Origin of the sequence: Vibrio sp. 10N.247.311.12 (genome assembly GCF_041467515.1) — a bacterium.
GTDB lineage: Bacteria > Pseudomonadota > Gammaproteobacteria > Enterobacterales > Vibrionaceae > Vibrio > Vibrio crassostreae_C.
The window spans coordinates 1-16,361 of the sequence record NZ_JBFSUV010000013.1; the positions used below are offsets into that span (position 1 = coordinate 1).

The window sequence follows — 16,361 nt, forward strand, 5'->3', positions numbered from 1 at the left end:
CGCTTGTACGGTGGTGTGAGAGGACGGAGGCCGTGAGGCCTCCTCCTACTCGATTTGCGTTAAGAGCAGAAGCCGACTATTCAGTCGTTTCTTCTTTCACTTCTTCTTTGGTTTCCGTTACCAAATCGAGAACTTGGTTATCGATAAGACGCGTCTTACCTAGGAAAGCCGACATTAGAATTACTGCTTGAGTTGATTCTGAAGTGATCGCTTGCAGAGTTTTAGCATCACAAATGAAGATTTCGTCAGGTTGAAGATCTGCAGCGCGTAGCTGGTCAGTAGCATCTTCAATCACTGATGCGTAATCATCGCGACCACCACGAATAGCGCTGCTGATCCAGCGCATAGTACGCGCTAAAACGGGCGCTCGTTGGCGCTCGTCAATCGTTAGGTTGCTATTGCGAGAGCTCATTGCCAAACCATCCATTTCACGAACGGTCGCAACGCCGACAACTTCAATGTCTAATGCTAAATCAGTGGTCATCTGGCGAATAACAGCAAGTTGCTGAAAGTCTTTCTCGCCGAAGCATGCAAAGTCTGGCTGAACGATATTAAACAGTTTAGTGACAATGGTTGATACACCACGGAAGTGACCTGGACGAGAGGCACCTTCAAGCATGTGAGATATGCCAGGGACCTCAACAAACGTCTGCTTGTCTAATCCATCTGGGTACATCACCTCTGGCGTTGGTGTAAATACTAGCTCAACCCCTTCACCTGTTAGTTTGCTTAAATCTGCTTCTAACGTTCGAGGGTAGTTGTTTAGGTCGTCTGCACGGTCAAACTGCATTGGGTTTACAAAGATGCTTACCACAACGATGTCGGCCAGTTCACGAGCTTTCTTTACCAGAGTCAGGTGGCCTTCATGCAGGTTTCCCATTGTCGGTACAAAAGCAACCGTACGTCCATCACGCTTAAACTGTTTAATCTGCTCACGAAGAGCTGCTATTTCAGCAAAAGTTTGCATACTTACTCCTAAGCGATTGTATGAGCTTCATCAGGGAAGCGCGCGCTCTCTACTTCTTCTTTGTATAGAGCTACTGCCTTACGCATATCACCTGTTTCTGCTAGGAAGTTCTTAGAGAACTTCGGCATGTAGTTCGCAGAAATACCGAACATGTCATGCATAACCAAGATCTGACCATCGGTAACATTACCTGCGCCGATACCGATAACCGGTACGTCACAAGCTTCTGTAATTCGTTTTGCCAATGAAGCTGGCACACATTCAAGTAGAACGATTTGAGCGCCTGCGTTTTGCAGTGCTAACGCGTCAGCAACCATTTTGTCGGCTTGCTCGTCGTCACGACCTTGAATCTTGTAACCACCAAAGATGTTCACAGATTGAGGCGTTAAGCCTAAGTGCGCACATACTGGTACTGCGCGTTCTGTTAGCATTTTCACAGTATCAACCAACCAGCTTCCGCCTTCGATTTTTACCATGTTCGCGCCAGCACGCATCAAGGTAGCTGCGCTCTCACAAGCTTGTTCTGGCGTTGCGTAGCTCATGAAAGGCATGTCAGCCATAAGAAGACAGTTCGGGCTACCAGCACGCACTGAGCGAGTATGGTAAGCAATGTCTTCAACAGTTACTGGTAATGTATCGTTATGGCCTTGTAAAACCATACCCAGTGAATCACCGACAAGCAGAACTGGCATTTCTTGGCTTTCGAATAATTGAGCAAAGCTCGCATCATAAGCTGTCGAAGTCGCGAATTTACGGCCTTCACGTTTGCATTTGATCAGGTCGTTAATGGTTACTTTTTTCATTGGTTTTCCTTAATGCGCTTGGCTATTGTTGCCAAACATTGAGCCCGTTCTTATCTACTATTTTCAGTAGTTCTGTCAGCTCAGTCCCATCAGGGAGTTGTAAACTTGGTGCGATTTCAGCAAGCGGGTAGAGTACAAACTCTCGTTCTTTCATTCCATAATGAGGAACGATTAAGCGCTCTGAATCGATCACCTCATTGCCGTATAGCACAATGTCGAGATCCAAGGTTCTTGGTCCCCAACGTTCGTCTTTACGGACGCGCCCTTGCTCTAGTTCGATCTTTTGAGTGCAATCAAGCAGTTCAATTGGCGTTAATTCGGTTTGGATAGCGACTACCGCGTTGATGTAGTCTGGTTGATTTTGCGGTCCCATTGGGGTGCTACTATATAGCTGAGAGGTCGCAATAAACGTTGATCGCGGTAGGCTTTTTAGCGTTTCGATAGCCAAATTTGCTTGGCTAACTGGGTCGGCAAGGTTGCTGCCGACCGCAATGTAAGCAGTTATCATTCGGATTGCTTACTCTTTTTGTTTCGGTAAGTCTTACGGCGACGATGGCCTGACTTTGATGGTGCTGCAACGTCGTTAGCCATTGCTTGACGCATGTTGCGACCCGCAGTCTGATAACGCTCCCACCATTTTGCTAACTCTTTGGTTTCGCCACCTTCAATCTCACCACGCATTTCTAGGAAATCGTAGCCTGCACGGAATTTGTTTAATTCCATTAGACGAACAGCGCGTTTACCGTTGCGACGAGGCAGTCGAAGTTGCAGTTGCCAAACTTCGCGAATGGTTGCTGTGTGACGACGAGGAATCGCAATAGACTTTACTTGCTGATCTAGAATGATGTTACTCGCTTCCATGATCGCATCGTAGTGTGCCATACCCTGTTCAGCGACAAGTTTGTCTGCCAGCTTGTTCATTGGGTACCAAAGCATCGCTGCGAACATGAATGCTGGGTTTACTCGCTTACCATCTTCGATGCGAAGGTCGGTTGAATCGAGAACCAAATCAAGCATCTGCTCTGTGTGTGAGTCGTAATCTTCGGTGAAGTGCTCCGCTACCGTTGGGAACATCTGTTGGAATAGATTGTACTCGCGCATCAAGTGGTAGGTTTCTAAACCGTGACCTGATTGCAGTAATTTCAGAGACTCTTCGTAAAGGCGCGCTGCTGGGATATCTCTTAGAAGGTGAGCTAACTCTTCAATCGGGTCAGCCGTGTCTTCTTCGATGTCGAAATCCAGTTTAGCGGCGAAGCGCATTGCACGTAGCATACGTACTGGGTCTTCGCGGTAACGCGTTTCTGGATCGCCAATCAGGCGGATCAGTTTATCTTCTAAATCTTCTACACCACCCGCGTAATCGTGGATGCTGTAGTCTGCAATGTTGTAGTACATCGCGTTGATTGTGAAATCACGACGCTCTGCATCTTCATCAACACTGCCGTACACGTTATCGCGAAGTAGCATGCCTTCTTTCGATTGTGCAGAAACGTTCTTCGATGGTTCTTGGTGGTGACCACGGAAAGTTGCCACTTCAATGATGTCGCGACCAAACATGATATGTGCCAAGCGGAAACGGCGACCGATAAGACGACAGTTTCTGAAGAGGTGTTTGATTTGCTCTGGCGTTGCGTTGGTCGCAATATCAAAATCTTTTGGCTGAGAGCCTAATAAGATATCGCGCACACCACCACCGACTAGAAATGCGTCAAAACCCGCACCATTCAGGCGATATAGCACTTTTAGTGCGTTGTCGCTGATCTGCTTGCGTGAAATATTGTGCTCTTGACGAGTATAAATATTCAGAGCTAATTCGTGGAATCCGCGTTGTTCGCTTGGGGTATTGTCGTTTGTATTCATTAGTTTAGAACAAAGTAGGTATCGCCAACTTTGTTTTTCTCTTAGTCCAAAGTGGTAGTGCAGAGTTTAATTGCGGCTAATAATAGCTTAGCGCGAGCCATTTGAGAACATCGTCTGCTTAACCACAGTGGTTGGTTATGGCATTTTTATGTGTCGTTTTTGCTATTTGCCGTGAGTTTCGAGCTAATTACAGTGCTCTTTTTGTAAACTATCAGGTAACTGACTGACGTTCCATTGTTGGCAGCCCCACAATAAAATCTCATCCATTGAAGCCTCATAAAGGGCCGTCGGGATATCAAAACCTAAGAATCGCATCGCGTTGAGTAACGTTGGTTTTGGGTTGTCTAGATCTATCGCGGTGGCATGGTTCTGTTTTGACAGTTTATTCCCCAAGCCATCGGTTGCCAATGGTAAGTGCAAGTAGCTCACTGTTTTTTGCTTGAGCGTCTTATACAAACTGATTTGTCGACCTGTTGGTTCTATCAGGTCTGCGCCTCTTACGACTTCTGTTACTCCTTGGTCGATGTCATCAAGAACAACGGCCAAGTTATAGGCAAACAATCCATCTCTGCGTTTAATAATAAAATCTTCTTCAGCTAGTGCTTTAGGGGTTTGAATGGTGCCGTGGCGAACATCATCAAAGGACTCCACTGGAAAGTCCATGCACAAGCGCACCGCCTGTTCACCTGAATCGATTAGGCCTACATCTCGACAGTGACCATTGTAAAAGCCGCCCAAAGCCTTTATCTGCTTGCGGGTGCATTGGCAGTAGTAGGCTTGATTGTCAGCAACCCATTGATCGATTTGAGCTTGATACAAGTCATGACGTTGGCTTTGATAGACGACTTCACCATCCCAAAATAGATGGTAAGCCTCAAGCGTCTTAAGAATGAGGTCTGCAGCGCCGGCCATTTCTCTTGGTGGGTCGAGGTCTTCCATACGAACTAACCATTTTCCTTGGTTAGATTTCGCTTGAAAGTAGCTACCAAGAGCAGCAACAAGTGAGCCAAAATGAAGAGGACCTGACGGTGATGGTGCAAAGCGCCCGATATAATTCATGAGTGAACAACCTAATCTAAATGGTACCGCAGTAGCCGATTCTTAAGACGTTTGACAAGAGCTTTAATGCCTAGAACTAAGGCTTAAAGCTGCTATTTACTATCAAGCGTGTGAAATACTTCGCTTGGATAACAAACAAAAAAGGGAGCCAAGGCTCCCTTTCTTTACATCTGCAAGAATTAACCTTGCATCTGTTTTTCTTTGATCTCTGCAAGTGTTTTACAGTCAATACAAAGATCAGCAGTTGGACGAGCTTCAAGGCGACGAATGCCAATCTCGATACCGCAAGAATCACAGAAGCCGAAATCGTCTTCTTCGATCTTGTCTAATGTCTTCTCAATTTTTTTGATAAGACGACGCTCACGGTCACGGTTACGTAACTCTAGGCTGAATTCTTCTTCTTGAGAAGCACGGTCAACTGGGTCTGGGAAATTCGCTGCTTCGTCCTGCATGTGGTGCACAGTACGATCAACTTCTTCCCTGAGCTGGTTGCGCCAAGCTGATAAAATTTTTGTAAAATGTTCCGTTTGCTCAGGTGACATGTACTCTTCACCTGGCTTCTCTTGGTACGGTTCAACACCTGCGATGGCTAGGATGCCTAGCGCTTTTTTCTTAGATTCTGGCATACAGCATCTCCTATTTACACCTAGTCAACTGCAAAGCAGCTAATTTTAAGGCGGGTATCTATAGCAGAAAGAACGAATGGTGGCAAATACTCTTATTCAAACTTGCAATCAATGTGATTAGTTCAGCATCTTTGCCTAGCTATTGATAAATTCAACAGCTTGTTTTAGTTGTATTTGAGTACTGCTGAGCTCTGCTTTATAGCAAAGCACTTGAACTCCAGCGTCTTGTGCTTGTTTTAGTAATAACGAATATTTGGCGTCTATATGGTGTGCCGCAGACACTTTTTCAATACCTGAATGTAAAACAGTGAATAAAAGTACGGCTCTATTTCCAGATTCGACCATTTCTGTGAGTTCACGCAGATGTTTTTGGCCTCTGGTTGTGACCGCATCAGGGAAAAAACCTTGCCCTTTAGTTGACGTTTCTAGCTCGTCGAGCAAAGTGACGCTTTTCACTTCGATATAGCAAGGCGGCTTTTCGTTATCTTCAAGCAGAATATCAATGCGACTATTCTCACTGCCATATTTCACTTCGGTTCGTAACGCGTTATAACCTAAGAGTTCAACTATAGTCCCATTTTCAATTGCTTCCACTGCTAGCTGGTTTGCCCGCGCAGTATTTACACAAATACGATGACCTTTGTCTGTTTCTGAGATCTCCCAGCTGTTTGGGTACTTTCTCTTTGCATTATCGGAGGTTGAGTACCACACCGTATTGCCAGGAGTCGCACATCCTGTCATCGCTCCAGTGTTAGCGCAGTGAATAGTACGCTCGCTACCGTCAGGAAGTTGGATGTCAGTGAGGAAACGTTTATAGCGTTTAATAAGAGTCGCAGGCTCTAATGGCGGATTGAAGTGCATATTACTTATTTAGACAGGTAGGTTTTTATGTACAATGTTGCCAACATTACACCACAAGGTTCTCCCATTGCCACAACTGCCCATAGAAGCTGTGATGCCAGATCTGCTCGCTGGCGTAGAAACACACACTCAACTTATTCTAAAGGCCGCTCCCGGTGCGGGTAAGTCAACATTCTTCCCTTTACAGTTAGTTAAGACCAACGCCGTTCAAGGCAAAATCATCATGCTTGAACCGAGGCGTTTGGCTGCAAGGAATATTGCTACTTACTTAGCGAGCCAATTGGGAGAAAAGGTGGGAGAGAGCATTGGCTTTAGAGTTCGTGGTGAATCTAAAAGCAGCAGTACGACTCGCTTAGAGATTGTTACTGAAGGGATCATGACAAGAATGATCCAAACCGACCCTGAATTGACAGGGGTTGATATGGTGATCTTTGATGAATTTCATGAGCGCAGCATTCACGCAGATACCGCATTGGCGTTTAGCTTAGAGATCCAAGACGCGCTGCGTGACGATCTAAAAGTGGTTGTGATGTCGGCAACCTTAGATCAACAAGCGCTACAAACTTTGCTACCGGATGCCAAATACGTTGAATCACAAGGTCGCACCTTTCCGGTCGATTTCCGTTATCAGCCTCTTAGTGCAAATGAATATCTAGCCCCTAAAATGGCTAACGTGATTCGTTCGCTGATGGAGAAAGAGTTAGGCTCACTTCTGGCCTTTTTACCGGGCGTTTCTGCGATTAAACAGGTGGAATCTCAACTAGAACAATTCGCCAATGATATCGATGTGTGTCCTCTGTATGGGCAACTCAGCTTTTCTCAACAGCAGAAAGCGCTCGCGCCATCAGAGAAAGGGCGTCGAAAGGTGGTGTTAGCGACCAATATTGCTGAGACTTCTTTGACGATTGAAGGCATTCGATTGGTGGTTGATTCCGGGCTTGAACGTGTGGCGAAGTTCGATCTGAAAACCGGTATTACTAAGCTTGAGCAAGTTAAGATCTCGCAATCTTCTGCTGAACAACGAGCAGGTCGTGCGGGACGAATTGAAGAGGGCTTGTGCGTTCGTTTGTACAGCGAAACGCAGCTGATGCAGCAACCAGCTATACCAGAACCTGAAATTCTTCATTCTGATTTGTCTTCGCTGGTGTCTGAATTGACGCAATGGGGCGCTGCGAGTGCTGATGAACTGCAATGGTTAGACGTTCCACCCAAAGCTTCTATCGGGCAAGCCAAGCAACTCTTACAGACTCTTGAATTGTTAGACGATAATGGTCAATTTACGGCATTAGGAAAACAGGTCCAACGTTTAGGTCTAGAGCCTCGTATTGCCAGCATGTTGGTTAAAGCGCAGCAAGGTAGTCCTGCTCTGTTGAATGTCGCGATTGTTGCTGCTGCTTTGCTGGAAGAGCCGGAGCGCAATGTGACGGATATTCAACACTCTTTGCATCGACTTAAGCAAAGAAAACATTCCAAAAATAGCGTTGTGATGCAGCGAGCGAAAAGTCTCGCGAGCAAACTCAATCATCACTTAGATTTGTCACAAGCTGACGAATCATTGCTACCATTAGTGCTTTGTTTTGCCTTCCCAGACCGGATTGCACAAGTGAGAAGCGCGACCAGCAGTGCTTTCCTTTTGGCGAATGGCCACGGTGCTGAGGTTCGTGATGATGATCCACTGGCGAACAATAACTATATCGTAGTGATTGATTTGATGCGCAGCACAGGGCGAGCCAGTCAGATTTTCTTAGCCACCGCGGTTGATATCGCACAGTTAGAAGCTGAATTTCCAAAACTGTTTGTGCGTTCCGATTACGCCGATTGGGATGAGAAACGTGGCCGTTTAGTTGCCGAGCAGCGAGTGTCTCTGGGCAAGTTGATTATCAGCACCAAAGCTTTACCTGATCCCGATGCGAATCAGGCGAGCCAAGCGCTGCTCAATTATGTCGCTCGATGCGGGCTGGATCGCTTAAATTGGACAGCTTCGGCTAAGCAGTTGGTTAAGCGTGTGCGCTGTGCAGCACTTTGGATGCCTGAGCATGATTGGCCAGCGATGGACGATGCGAGTTTGATTGAACACCTTGATGAGTGGCTATCTCCCTATCTGAATGGCATTAAGTCGGCAAAAGGGCTGGCTAGTGTTTCGATTGAGCAAGCATTGTCGGCTTATCTTGGTTGGCCTTTGAATCAAGAAATCGACCAATGGTTGCCAACGCACTATCTGATGCCAACAGGCAGCAAGAAGGCCATTCGTTATCAATATCAATCTGAACCAGTGATCTCAGTGCGAATGCAGGAAGTCTTTGGCGAACAAGACTCGCCATTGATCGCGCAAGGGCGTAAAAAAGTAGTGCTTGAGCTCCTTTCTCCAGCACAGCGACCACTACAAATTACTCAAGATTTAGCTGGCTTTTGGGCTGGCGCGTACAAAGAAGTACAAAAAGAGATGAAGGGCCGTTACCCAAAACATCCTTGGCCGGATGACCCTGCTAACCATGTAGCAACCACTAAAACCAAACGACAGTTGAATCGATGATGACCAAAATGTTAACGCCAAAAAAGGCACCACCTAAAAAAGCGCCAGCAAAGAAGTCACCAGCGACCAAAGCCAAGCCAAGAAAACCAAGAGCGGCTGCGAAAAAGACCAAACCTAAGGCTAAGAAATCTGGCAAAAGAGGTTGGTTGAAGATCCTATGGGGCATTTCTTGGAAAGCGGGCTTAGCGCTTGCGGCATTGCTGTTGTTCGTCGGTATTTATCTTGATTCTGTGGTCAAACAGCGCTTTGAAGGTCAGCTGTTTGATTTGCCAACCGTGGTTTATGCGCGAGTGCTAGACCTGTCTCCGGGAACTCCGGTGAGTTTGGTTCAGGTTAAGAATGAGCTCGATGTACTTAATTACCGTAAGGTGAACGCGCCTCGTCACCCAGGCGAATACTCTTCTTCTTCGACCAAGATTGAAATGATTCGTCGTCCGTTCGAGTTTGTTGATGGACCGGAAGCGGATCGTCATGTGATGCTGCACTTCAATGGTAACGAATTAACTCGCATTCAGTCGCTGGAGAAGAAAGGCGACATGGGCTACCTGCGTGTTGAACCGAAAATGCTTGGCATGCTTGAGAAAAGTAACGATGAGCAGCGCCTGTTCTTAAAACGCAATCAGTTCCCAGAAGTGATGGTTGATGCCTTACTGGCAACCGAAGACCGAAACTTCTATCAACACGATGGTGTGTCGCCACTGGCCATCGCTCGTGCAATGGTCGTTAACGTCAAAGCTGGGCGAACGGTACAAGGTGGTAGTACGCTGACACAACAGTTGGCAAAAAACCTGTTCCTGTCCAGTGAACGTACATTGTGGCGTAAGGTTCGTGAAGCCTACATTGCACTTATCTTAGACCATCGTTACAGCAAAGACCGTATCCTAGAGGCTTACTTAAATGAGGTTTATCTTGGACAGAATGGTGGGCAAGCGATTCATGGCTTCGGTTTAGCGTCTCGTTTGTATTTTGGTCAACCTATTCAAGAGCTGCGCATCGATCAGCTAGCACTGCTGGTGGGTATGGTGAAAGGACCGTCGTATTACAATCCGGTTCGCTATCCTGAGCGTGCTAAGACTCGACGCGATCTGGTTCTTCGCTTATTGATGCAACAAGACATCTTAACTCCGCGACAATACGAAGAGGCGGCGAGTCGTGATTTGGATATTCAAGACAACCCACGCATTGCTAGCCGTCAGCCCGCTTATTTCCAACAAGTAAACATTGAGCTTAAGAAGTATGTCGGCGATCGATTTGAGGCGAAAAAAGGGATTCGAGTCTTTACCTCTCTGGATCCGGTATCTCAAGACAAGTTAGAGAAGTCGATTGCTCGTAAGGTGCCTGATTTATCGAAAACCGCAGGTAATAAGCTGGAAGCAGCAGCTATTGCCGTGGATAGAAATACCGGTGAAATCCGGGCGATGGTCGGTGGTAAGCGTACTGGCTACGATGGCTTTAACCGTGCCTTGAACGCGAGTCGCCCAATTGGTTCTTTGGTCAAGCCTGCAATTTACTTAACCGCACTAGAGCAGCCTCAGAAGTACACGTTGGCGACAACATTGAAAGACACGCCACTGAGCTTGAAAGGCAGTAAAGGTAGCGTGTGGAGCCCGAGAAACTTCGATCGTAAGTTCCGTGGCGATGTGCCTTTGTATGTGGCGCTTTCTAAGTCTTACAACGTACCTACTGTTCGTTTAGGCATGCAATTAGGCATTGATAGTGTCTCGGATACGATTGGAAAACTGGGGGTCGATAAAAATGAGATTCGCCCAGTGCCGTCGATGTTTTTGGGTTCGTTCTCACTGACTCCGTTCCAAGTTGCGCAGATGTATCAAACCATTACCAATTCTGGGCGTATAGCACCTTTGTCTGCGCTTCGCTCAGTTGTTGATAACGATGGCGAGGTTCTGTATCAGTCGATCCCTCGTGTATCACAAAGCGTTGACCAGCAAGCCGCTTGGCTTACAACCTATGCAATGAAACGTGGCGTGTCGGAAGGCACGGGCCGTTTCCTACAAGGTCAGTTTGCATGGGCAGGGTTAGCTGGTAAAACTGGCACTAGTAATGACAGCCGAGACAGTTGGTTCGTGGGCGTAGATGGCCGTGAAGTGACGACCATCTGGCTAGGACGTGATGATAATAAGCCGACTAAGCTTACTGGTTCGAGTGGTGCGTTACGTGTTTATGCCGATTATCTCAAACAGAGAACACCCGAGCAGTTATTACTGCCTTGGCCGACAGGAATTGTCACCGCTAACTTTACTCGAACTTCTGAAGGGGCTTTAGAGTTTGATTGTGATGGTGCAGTTAAACTGCCACTTTGGGATGAGGGTGGAAACATTAAAAAGGGCTGTGAAAGTCAACCAAAACAGTGGCTAAAGAAGCTTTTTCAGTGGTAAAGTCGTAACAAGAAAGAATGACAAGGACAGTTAACATAATGATTTCTCGTTGGTTAGTGAGTGGCTTAGGTGTTGTCGGTACTGTGATCAGTTTTCAGCTGTTTGCATCCACCGCGACACAGATTGATCAATCTCAGCAGGCTGAACAAGCTCATAAAAGGCCAACCGTTGCTGTCGTTCTTGCTGGTGGTGGGGCAAAAGGTGCAGCTCACATTGGTGTGCTTAAAGCTCTAGAAGAGATGCAAATCCCGGTTGATTACATTACCGGTACCAGTATGGGCTCATACGTTGGTGGTCTTTATGCGACAGGGATGAGCGCAGACGAGATCGAGAGCTTTATTTATACGGTTGATTGGAATCGCGGTTATCGTGATCGCGTTAACCGTAGTGATCGCCGCGTACGTGACAAAGAATATGAAGACCGCTACCAACTGAACACCGATCTCGGCTTAGGTTGGGGCGAAATCAAAGCAAGGAAAGGGGTGGTGCAAGGCCAGAATATGTTGCGTATTCTGCGTGAGACCACGGGTAATCTATCCTCATTCGATTCTTTCGACCATCTTGCTATCCCATACCGTTCAGTCGCAACTGACATTATCGAACTTGAAGAGGTGGTCATCGATCATGGCCACCTTGTTGATGCCATGATGGCGAGTATGTCAGTTCCCGGCGCGCTTCCCCCTTATGACCTCGATGGTCGAATGCTGGTTGATGGTGGTGTCACCAATAACATGCCCGTCGACGTAGCCAGAGCGATGGGTGCAGACATCGTCATTGCGGTGGATATCAGTACCAACTACAAAGGCAAAGATGATTTCACGAATTTTCTAGCCGCAGCTGACCAACTCTCTAATTATCTTGTTCAACGCAGCACCCAAGAGCAAGCTGAAACTTTAACAGACGATGATGTCTTCCTGCGCCCAGATGTTGGGGAAATGGAGACGACAGAATTTGATAAAATGCCATCGGCTTTCCTCGCGGGCTATGAAGCTGCTAAGCAGCATACTGATGAACTTTCTAAGCTATCGCTCTCAAATGCCGATTATCAGCATTATATCGAGGACAAACAAAAAGCGCGCAGACAGCTAAAACACGGCGATAAGACCGTCGTTGACCGAGTTGTTATCAATAACAATACCCACTATTCCGATAAGCTGATCGAAAACCGTTTAAACCTTGATTCAGGTGAGATTCTGAAGACCAGTGAAATTGAATCTAAAGTACAAGACCTCTATGCGCTAGATAGATTCGAGTTGGTGACTTATGAATTTGACACGGTAGATGGCGAGGAGCAACTGCTGGTCGATGTGAACGAAAAATCTTGGGGGCCAAACTACCTCAACTTTCGATTCTTTCTTGAAGATGATTTCTCTACTACAAGCCAATACTCGCTCGGTGTCTCAGCCAACTTTACTGATATTAATAAGCATGGTGCAGAGCTAAGAACCAATATCGAGATGGGAACGGACAAGCGAATTGAAGCGGAACTTTACTCGCCATTCTTTTCGAGTCAAAAGCTGTTTACTTCGGCATCGGTTGTTTACAGCAAAGAGAACAGAAACCTACCCGCAGATATTGATGATATTGAAGAACCGACACTGGACGTAACGAAAGATTATCTCCCTATGACGTATAGTGAATATGTCGGTGAATTGGCATTAGGCTATCAACCAACCTTGTGGCAGGAGCTGACATTTGGTGTTCGTTATACAGATGGGGATGTTGAGGTTTCTTCGTTACCTTCATTGGGCAGTGGTGGCTACAAGCGTATTGGTGGCTTCATGGGTTACCGACTGGATACTTTGGATAATTTCAGCTTACCGACCAAGGGTTACTTTGTCGATTTAGAGTACCTCGTTTCTCATGATGATTTTGATAATGACAGCTCTCTTGGTGAATCGGATTTAACGTCTGAGAGTGATACGGTTTATGAGTTTTCGGCCAATTTCATGGCAGCAAAGAGTATTGAGAAGCATACTTTAGTCGCAAAGCTGGATTACGGTATTGTAGAGAGCAAAAATTCGATTTTCCCTATTGATCCCAAAGAGCTTGGTGGCTTCTTAAACCTGTCAGGTATTCCAAGGAATAGTATGATTGGTCAGAACTTGGCTTACACCAGCCTTATTTATCGTTATAAGTGGTTTGAAAATGACTTCGGCCTTTTTAAATCACCATTCTACGTGGGCGCATCCATTGAGCATGGTGGTGTTTGGTCGAACAATGATTTGAGTATTGATGAAGCGCCAATGTACACCGCGGGTTCTGTTTTCGCGGGTGTTGATTCTCCAATCGGGCCGATCATTTTAGCTTATGGCCGAACCGAAGATAATTTCGATTCGGTGTATCTGATTGTAGGTACGTCCTACAAATAATCATGCGCAGAGTCGCCATTTAAGTGCGTAATTAGGCAAAAATAGTGGGACTTTCGTCTTAACTTGCTATGTTGGTCAAAATGATAAGATTTTAATTTAACGTTAAATTTGCTATTCTACCGCCCACAGTTTGGCCTCTATGACGCCGCTCATCAATACAAATTGAATGACAAAAATGGCAATGGAGAGCCAAGTTTCCAAGGATGTTCACTTCTTTATTTTACTAACAATTATGAAGGGAAGAAGTGAACCGCAATGAGAGGAAAAAAGTCGTGCTTGAAGCCTACCGTAAACACGTCGAAGAACGTGCTGCCGAAGGAGTTGTTCCAAAACCACTAGATGCTGAGCAGGTAGCTGGCCTAGTTGAACTTCTGAAGAATCCACCTCAAGGTGAAGAAGAAATCATTCTTGACCTACTAGAAAATCGCATTCCACCGGGTGTAGATGAAGCTGCTTACGTAAAAGCTGGCTTCCTTACGGCTATCACTAAAGGTGAAGTAGCTTCGCCACTAGTAAGCAAAGCAAAAGCTGCAGAACTGCTTGGTACCATGCAAGGTGGTTACAACATCGAATCTCTAGTATCTCTACTAGACGATGCTGAGCTTGCTCCAATCGCTGTTAAAGCGCTATCTCATACTCTACTGATGTTCGATGCGTTCTATGACGTAGAAGAGAAAGCGAAAGCTGGCAATGCTGCTGCACAACAAGTACTTCAATCTTGGGCTGATGCTGAATGGTTTACAGCGAAAGATAAAGTAGCAGAAAAAATCACAGTAAAAGTATTTAAAGTCACTGGTGAAACGAACACCGATGACCTATCTCCAGCGCCTGATGCATGGTCACGTCCTGACATCCCAGTACACGCGAAAGCGATGCTGAAGATGGAACGTGATGGCATTACTCCTGATGAACAGGGTAGCGTTGGTCCAATCAAACAAATTGAAGAAATGCAAAAAGATGGCATTCCACTGGCTTACGTTGGTGATGTTGTTGGTACAGGTTCTTCACGTAAATCGGCAACAAACTCAGTACTTTGGTTCATGGGTGAAGATATCCCATTCGTACCAAACAAGCGTACTGGCGGTGTTTGTCTTGGTGGTAAAATTGCACCAATCTTCTACAACACAATGGAAGATTCAGGCGCACTACCCATTGAACTGAACGTACAAGACATGAACATGGGCGATATCATTGATATCTACCCGTACGAAGGTGTTGTTCACAAGAACGGTTCTGTGATTTCAAACTTTGAGCTAAGCAAAGTACTTCTTGATGAAGTGCGTGCTGGTGGCCGTATTCCACTGATCATCGGTCGTGGTCTAACGGGTCGTGCTCGTGACGCTCTAGGTCTAGCTGAAACGGATCTGTTTGCTAAACCAATCGATCCATCTGCATCTGATAAAGGCTACACGCTAGCTCAGAAGATGGTTGGTAAAGCATGTGGCGTTGAAGGTGTTCGTGCTGGTCAGTACTGTGAACCTAAAATGACGACAGTGGGTTCTCAAGATACGACCGGTCCTATGACTCGTGATGAGCTTAAAGATCTGGCGTGTCTTGGTTTCTCTGCAGACCTTGTAATGCAGTCTTTCTGTCACACATCGGCATACCCGAAACCTGTTGATGTAAACACTCACCATACGCTACCTGATTTCATCATGAATCGTGCGGGTGTTTCACTTCGTCCGGGTGATGGCGTTATCCACTCATGGCTAAACCGTATGCTTCTTCCTGATACTGTAGGTACAGGTGGTGACTCGCATACTCGTTTCCCTCTAGGTATTTCATTCCCTGCGGGTTCTGGCTTGGTAGCATTTGCTGCAGCAACAGGCGTTATGCCTCTTGATATGCCTGAATCTATCTTGGTTCGCTTTAAAGGTGAAATGCAACCGGGTATCACGCTACGTGACCTAGTACATGCCATTCCTCTTTACGGCATCAAGCAAGGCCTACTAACGGTAGAGAAAGCCGGTAAGATCAACGAATTCTCTGGTCGTGTACTAGAAATTGAAGGTGTTGAGCACTTATCTGTTGAGCAAGCATTTGAGCTTTCTGATGCATCTGCTGAGCGTTCTGCTGCAGGTTGTACCGTTAAGCTTTCTGAAGAGTCTATCTCTGAGTACTTGAACTCGAACATCGTGATGCTGAAGTGGATGATCGCTGAAGGTTACGGTGATGCTCGTACGATTGAGCGTCGTATTACAGCAATGGAAGAGTGGCTAGAGAACCCTGAGTTGCTATCTGCTGATTCAGATGCGGAATACGCGCACGTTATCGAGATTGACCTTGCTGATATCGATCAACCAATCCTATGTGCACCAAACGATCCAGATGATGCTCGTCTTCTATCTGACGTTCAAGGCACAGAGATTCAAGAAGTGTTCATCGGTTCTTGTATGACCAACATCGGCCACTTCCGTGCCGCTGGTAAGATGCTTGAAGAGTTCAATGGTTCTCTAAACACTCGCCTATGGGTTGCTCCGCCAACGAAGATGGATAAAGACCAACTGACAGAAGAAGGCTACTACGGCATCTTCGGTCGTGCTGGGGTACGTATCGAAACTCCTGGCTGTTCACTATGTATGGGTAACCAAGCTCGTGTTGCTGATGCTTCGACGGTTATGTCGACGTCAACGCGTAACTTCCCGAACCGCTTAGGTAATGGCGCGAACGTTTATCTGGCTTCTGCTGAGCTTTCTGCTGTTGGCGCGATTCTAGGTCGCATCCCAACGAAAGAAGAGTACTTAGAGTACGCTGAGAAGATTAATGCAACGGCTGCTGATACATACCGTTACCTGAACTTCCATAAAATGGGTCAGTACACGGAAAAAGCAGACACGGTTATCTTCCAAGAGCCTGCGTAACGTCTGATTTTGTTGTAAATATA

11 protein-coding genes are annotated in these 16,361 nt (G+C 46.3%); 4 read left to right on the forward strand and 7 right to left on the reverse strand.

The genetic code is table 11. The features are described from left to right. Positions 1 to 76 precede the first annotated feature (76 nt). The 7 genes from panC to sfsA form a co-directional block, all read right to left on the reverse strand. Entirely contained in the window at positions 77 to 967 is an 891-nt protein-coding gene (gene panC, locus AB6E30_RS07700) for a pantoate--beta-alanine ligase (protein WP_017059434.1), read from the reverse strand. A gap of 8 nt (positions 968 to 975) precedes the next feature. Then, on the reverse strand, positions 976 to 1,770 hold the full coding sequence (gene panB / locus AB6E30_RS07705) for a 3-methyl-2-oxobutanoate hydroxymethyltransferase (protein ID WP_017059433.1): 795 nt from the start codon (positions 1,768 to 1,770) through the stop codon (positions 976 to 978). Positions 1,771 to 1,792: 22 nt separating this feature from the next. Then, entirely contained in the window at positions 1,793 to 2,278 is a 486-nt protein-coding gene (folK, locus tag AB6E30_RS07710) for a 2-amino-4-hydroxy-6-hydroxymethyldihydropteridine diphosphokinase (RefSeq protein WP_004735459.1), read from the reverse strand. Beyond that, complete coding sequence (gene pcnB / locus AB6E30_RS07715) at positions 2,275 to 3,630, reverse strand: polynucleotide adenylyltransferase PcnB (RefSeq protein WP_017063249.1); 1,356 nt, start codon at positions 3,628 to 3,630, stop codon at positions 2,275 to 2,277. The genes folK and pcnB overlap by 4 nt, the downstream gene beginning before the upstream one ends. A 183-nt stretch (positions 3,631 to 3,813) precedes the next feature. Next, positions 3,814 to 4,689, reverse strand: a complete 876-nt coding sequence (gene gluQRS / locus AB6E30_RS07720; RefSeq protein ID WP_372103172.1) for a tRNA glutamyl-Q(34) synthetase GluQRS — start codon at positions 4,687 to 4,689, stop codon at positions 3,814 to 3,816. Positions 4,690 to 4,868: 179 nt separating this feature from the next. After that, entirely contained in the window at positions 4,869 to 5,315 is a 447-nt protein-coding gene (dksA, locus tag AB6E30_RS07725) for an RNA polymerase-binding protein DksA (protein ID WP_372103175.1), read from the reverse strand. Positions 5,316 to 5,450: 135 nt separating this feature from the next. Further along, positions 5,451 to 6,176, reverse strand: a complete 726-nt coding sequence (gene sfsA / locus AB6E30_RS07730) for a DNA/RNA nuclease SfsA (protein WP_102394608.1) — start codon at positions 6,174 to 6,176, stop codon at positions 5,451 to 5,453. A 34-nt stretch (positions 6,177 to 6,210) separates the two neighbouring features. Here sfsA and hrpB point away from each other — a divergent pair, with 34 nt between their 5' ends. The 4 genes from hrpB (at position 6,211) to acnB (ending at position 16,338) form a co-directional block, all read left to right on the forward strand. Next, a complete protein-coding gene (gene hrpB / locus AB6E30_RS07735; RefSeq protein ID WP_372103178.1) occupies positions 6,211 to 8,709 on the forward strand; it encodes an ATP-dependent helicase HrpB in 2,499 nt (832 codons plus the stop codon). Further along, entirely contained in the window at positions 8,706 to 11,105 is a 2,400-nt protein-coding gene (mrcB, locus tag AB6E30_RS07740; protein ID WP_017063253.1) for a penicillin-binding protein 1B, read from the forward strand. Before hrpB ends, mrcB begins: the two co-directional genes overlap by 4 nt. A 38-nt stretch (positions 11,106 to 11,143) precedes the next feature. Continuing rightward, the gene (locus AB6E30_RS07745; RefSeq protein ID WP_017059426.1) at positions 11,144 to 13,477 is read left to right on the forward strand and encodes a patatin-like phospholipase family protein; all 2,334 of its coding nucleotides are present in this window, start codon (positions 11,144 to 11,146) and stop codon (positions 13,475 to 13,477) included. Between the two features lie 272 nt (positions 13,478 to 13,749). Further along, the gene (gene acnB / locus AB6E30_RS07750) at positions 13,750 to 16,338 is read left to right on the forward strand and encodes a bifunctional aconitate hydratase 2/2-methylisocitrate dehydratase (protein ID WP_372103180.1); all 2,589 of its coding nucleotides are present in this window, start codon (positions 13,750 to 13,752) and stop codon (positions 16,336 to 16,338) included. The last annotated feature ends 23 nt before the right edge of the window (positions 16,339 to 16,361 follow it).

Bases quoted from the DNA above. Each gene is read 5' to 3' on its own strand.
- panC (WP_017059434.1), bottom strand. From the start codon at position 967: ATGCAAACTTTTGCTGAAATAGCAGCTCTTCGTGAGCAGATTAAACAG.
- panB (WP_017059433.1), bottom strand. From the start codon at position 1,770: ATGAAAAAAGTAACCATTAACGACCTGATCAAATGCAAACGTGAAGGC.
- folK (WP_004735459.1), bottom strand. From the start codon at position 2,278: ATGATAACTGCTTACATTGCGGTCGGCAGCAACCTTGCCGACCCAGTT.
- pcnB (WP_017063249.1), bottom strand. From the start codon at position 3,630: ATGAATACAAACGACAATACCCCAAGCGAACAACGCGGATTCCACGAA.
- gluQRS (WP_372103172.1), bottom strand. From the start codon at position 4,689: ATGAATTATATCGGGCGCTTTGCACCATCACCGTCAGGTCCTCTTCAT.
- dksA (WP_372103175.1), bottom strand. From the start codon at position 5,315: ATGCCAGAATCTAAGAAAAAAGCGCTAGGCATCCTAGCCATCGCAGGT.
- sfsA (WP_102394608.1), bottom strand. From the start codon at position 6,176: ATGCACTTCAATCCGCCATTAGAGCCTGCGACTCTTATTAAACGCTAT.
- hrpB (WP_372103178.1), top strand. From the start codon at position 6,211: ATGTTGCCAACATTACACCACAAGGTTCTCCCATTGCCACAACTGCCC.
- mrcB (WP_017063253.1), top strand. From the start codon at position 8,706: ATGATGACCAAAATGTTAACGCCAAAAAAGGCACCACCTAAAAAAGCG.
- AB6E30_RS07745 (WP_017059426.1), top strand. From the start codon at position 11,144: ATGATTTCTCGTTGGTTAGTGAGTGGCTTAGGTGTTGTCGGTACTGTG.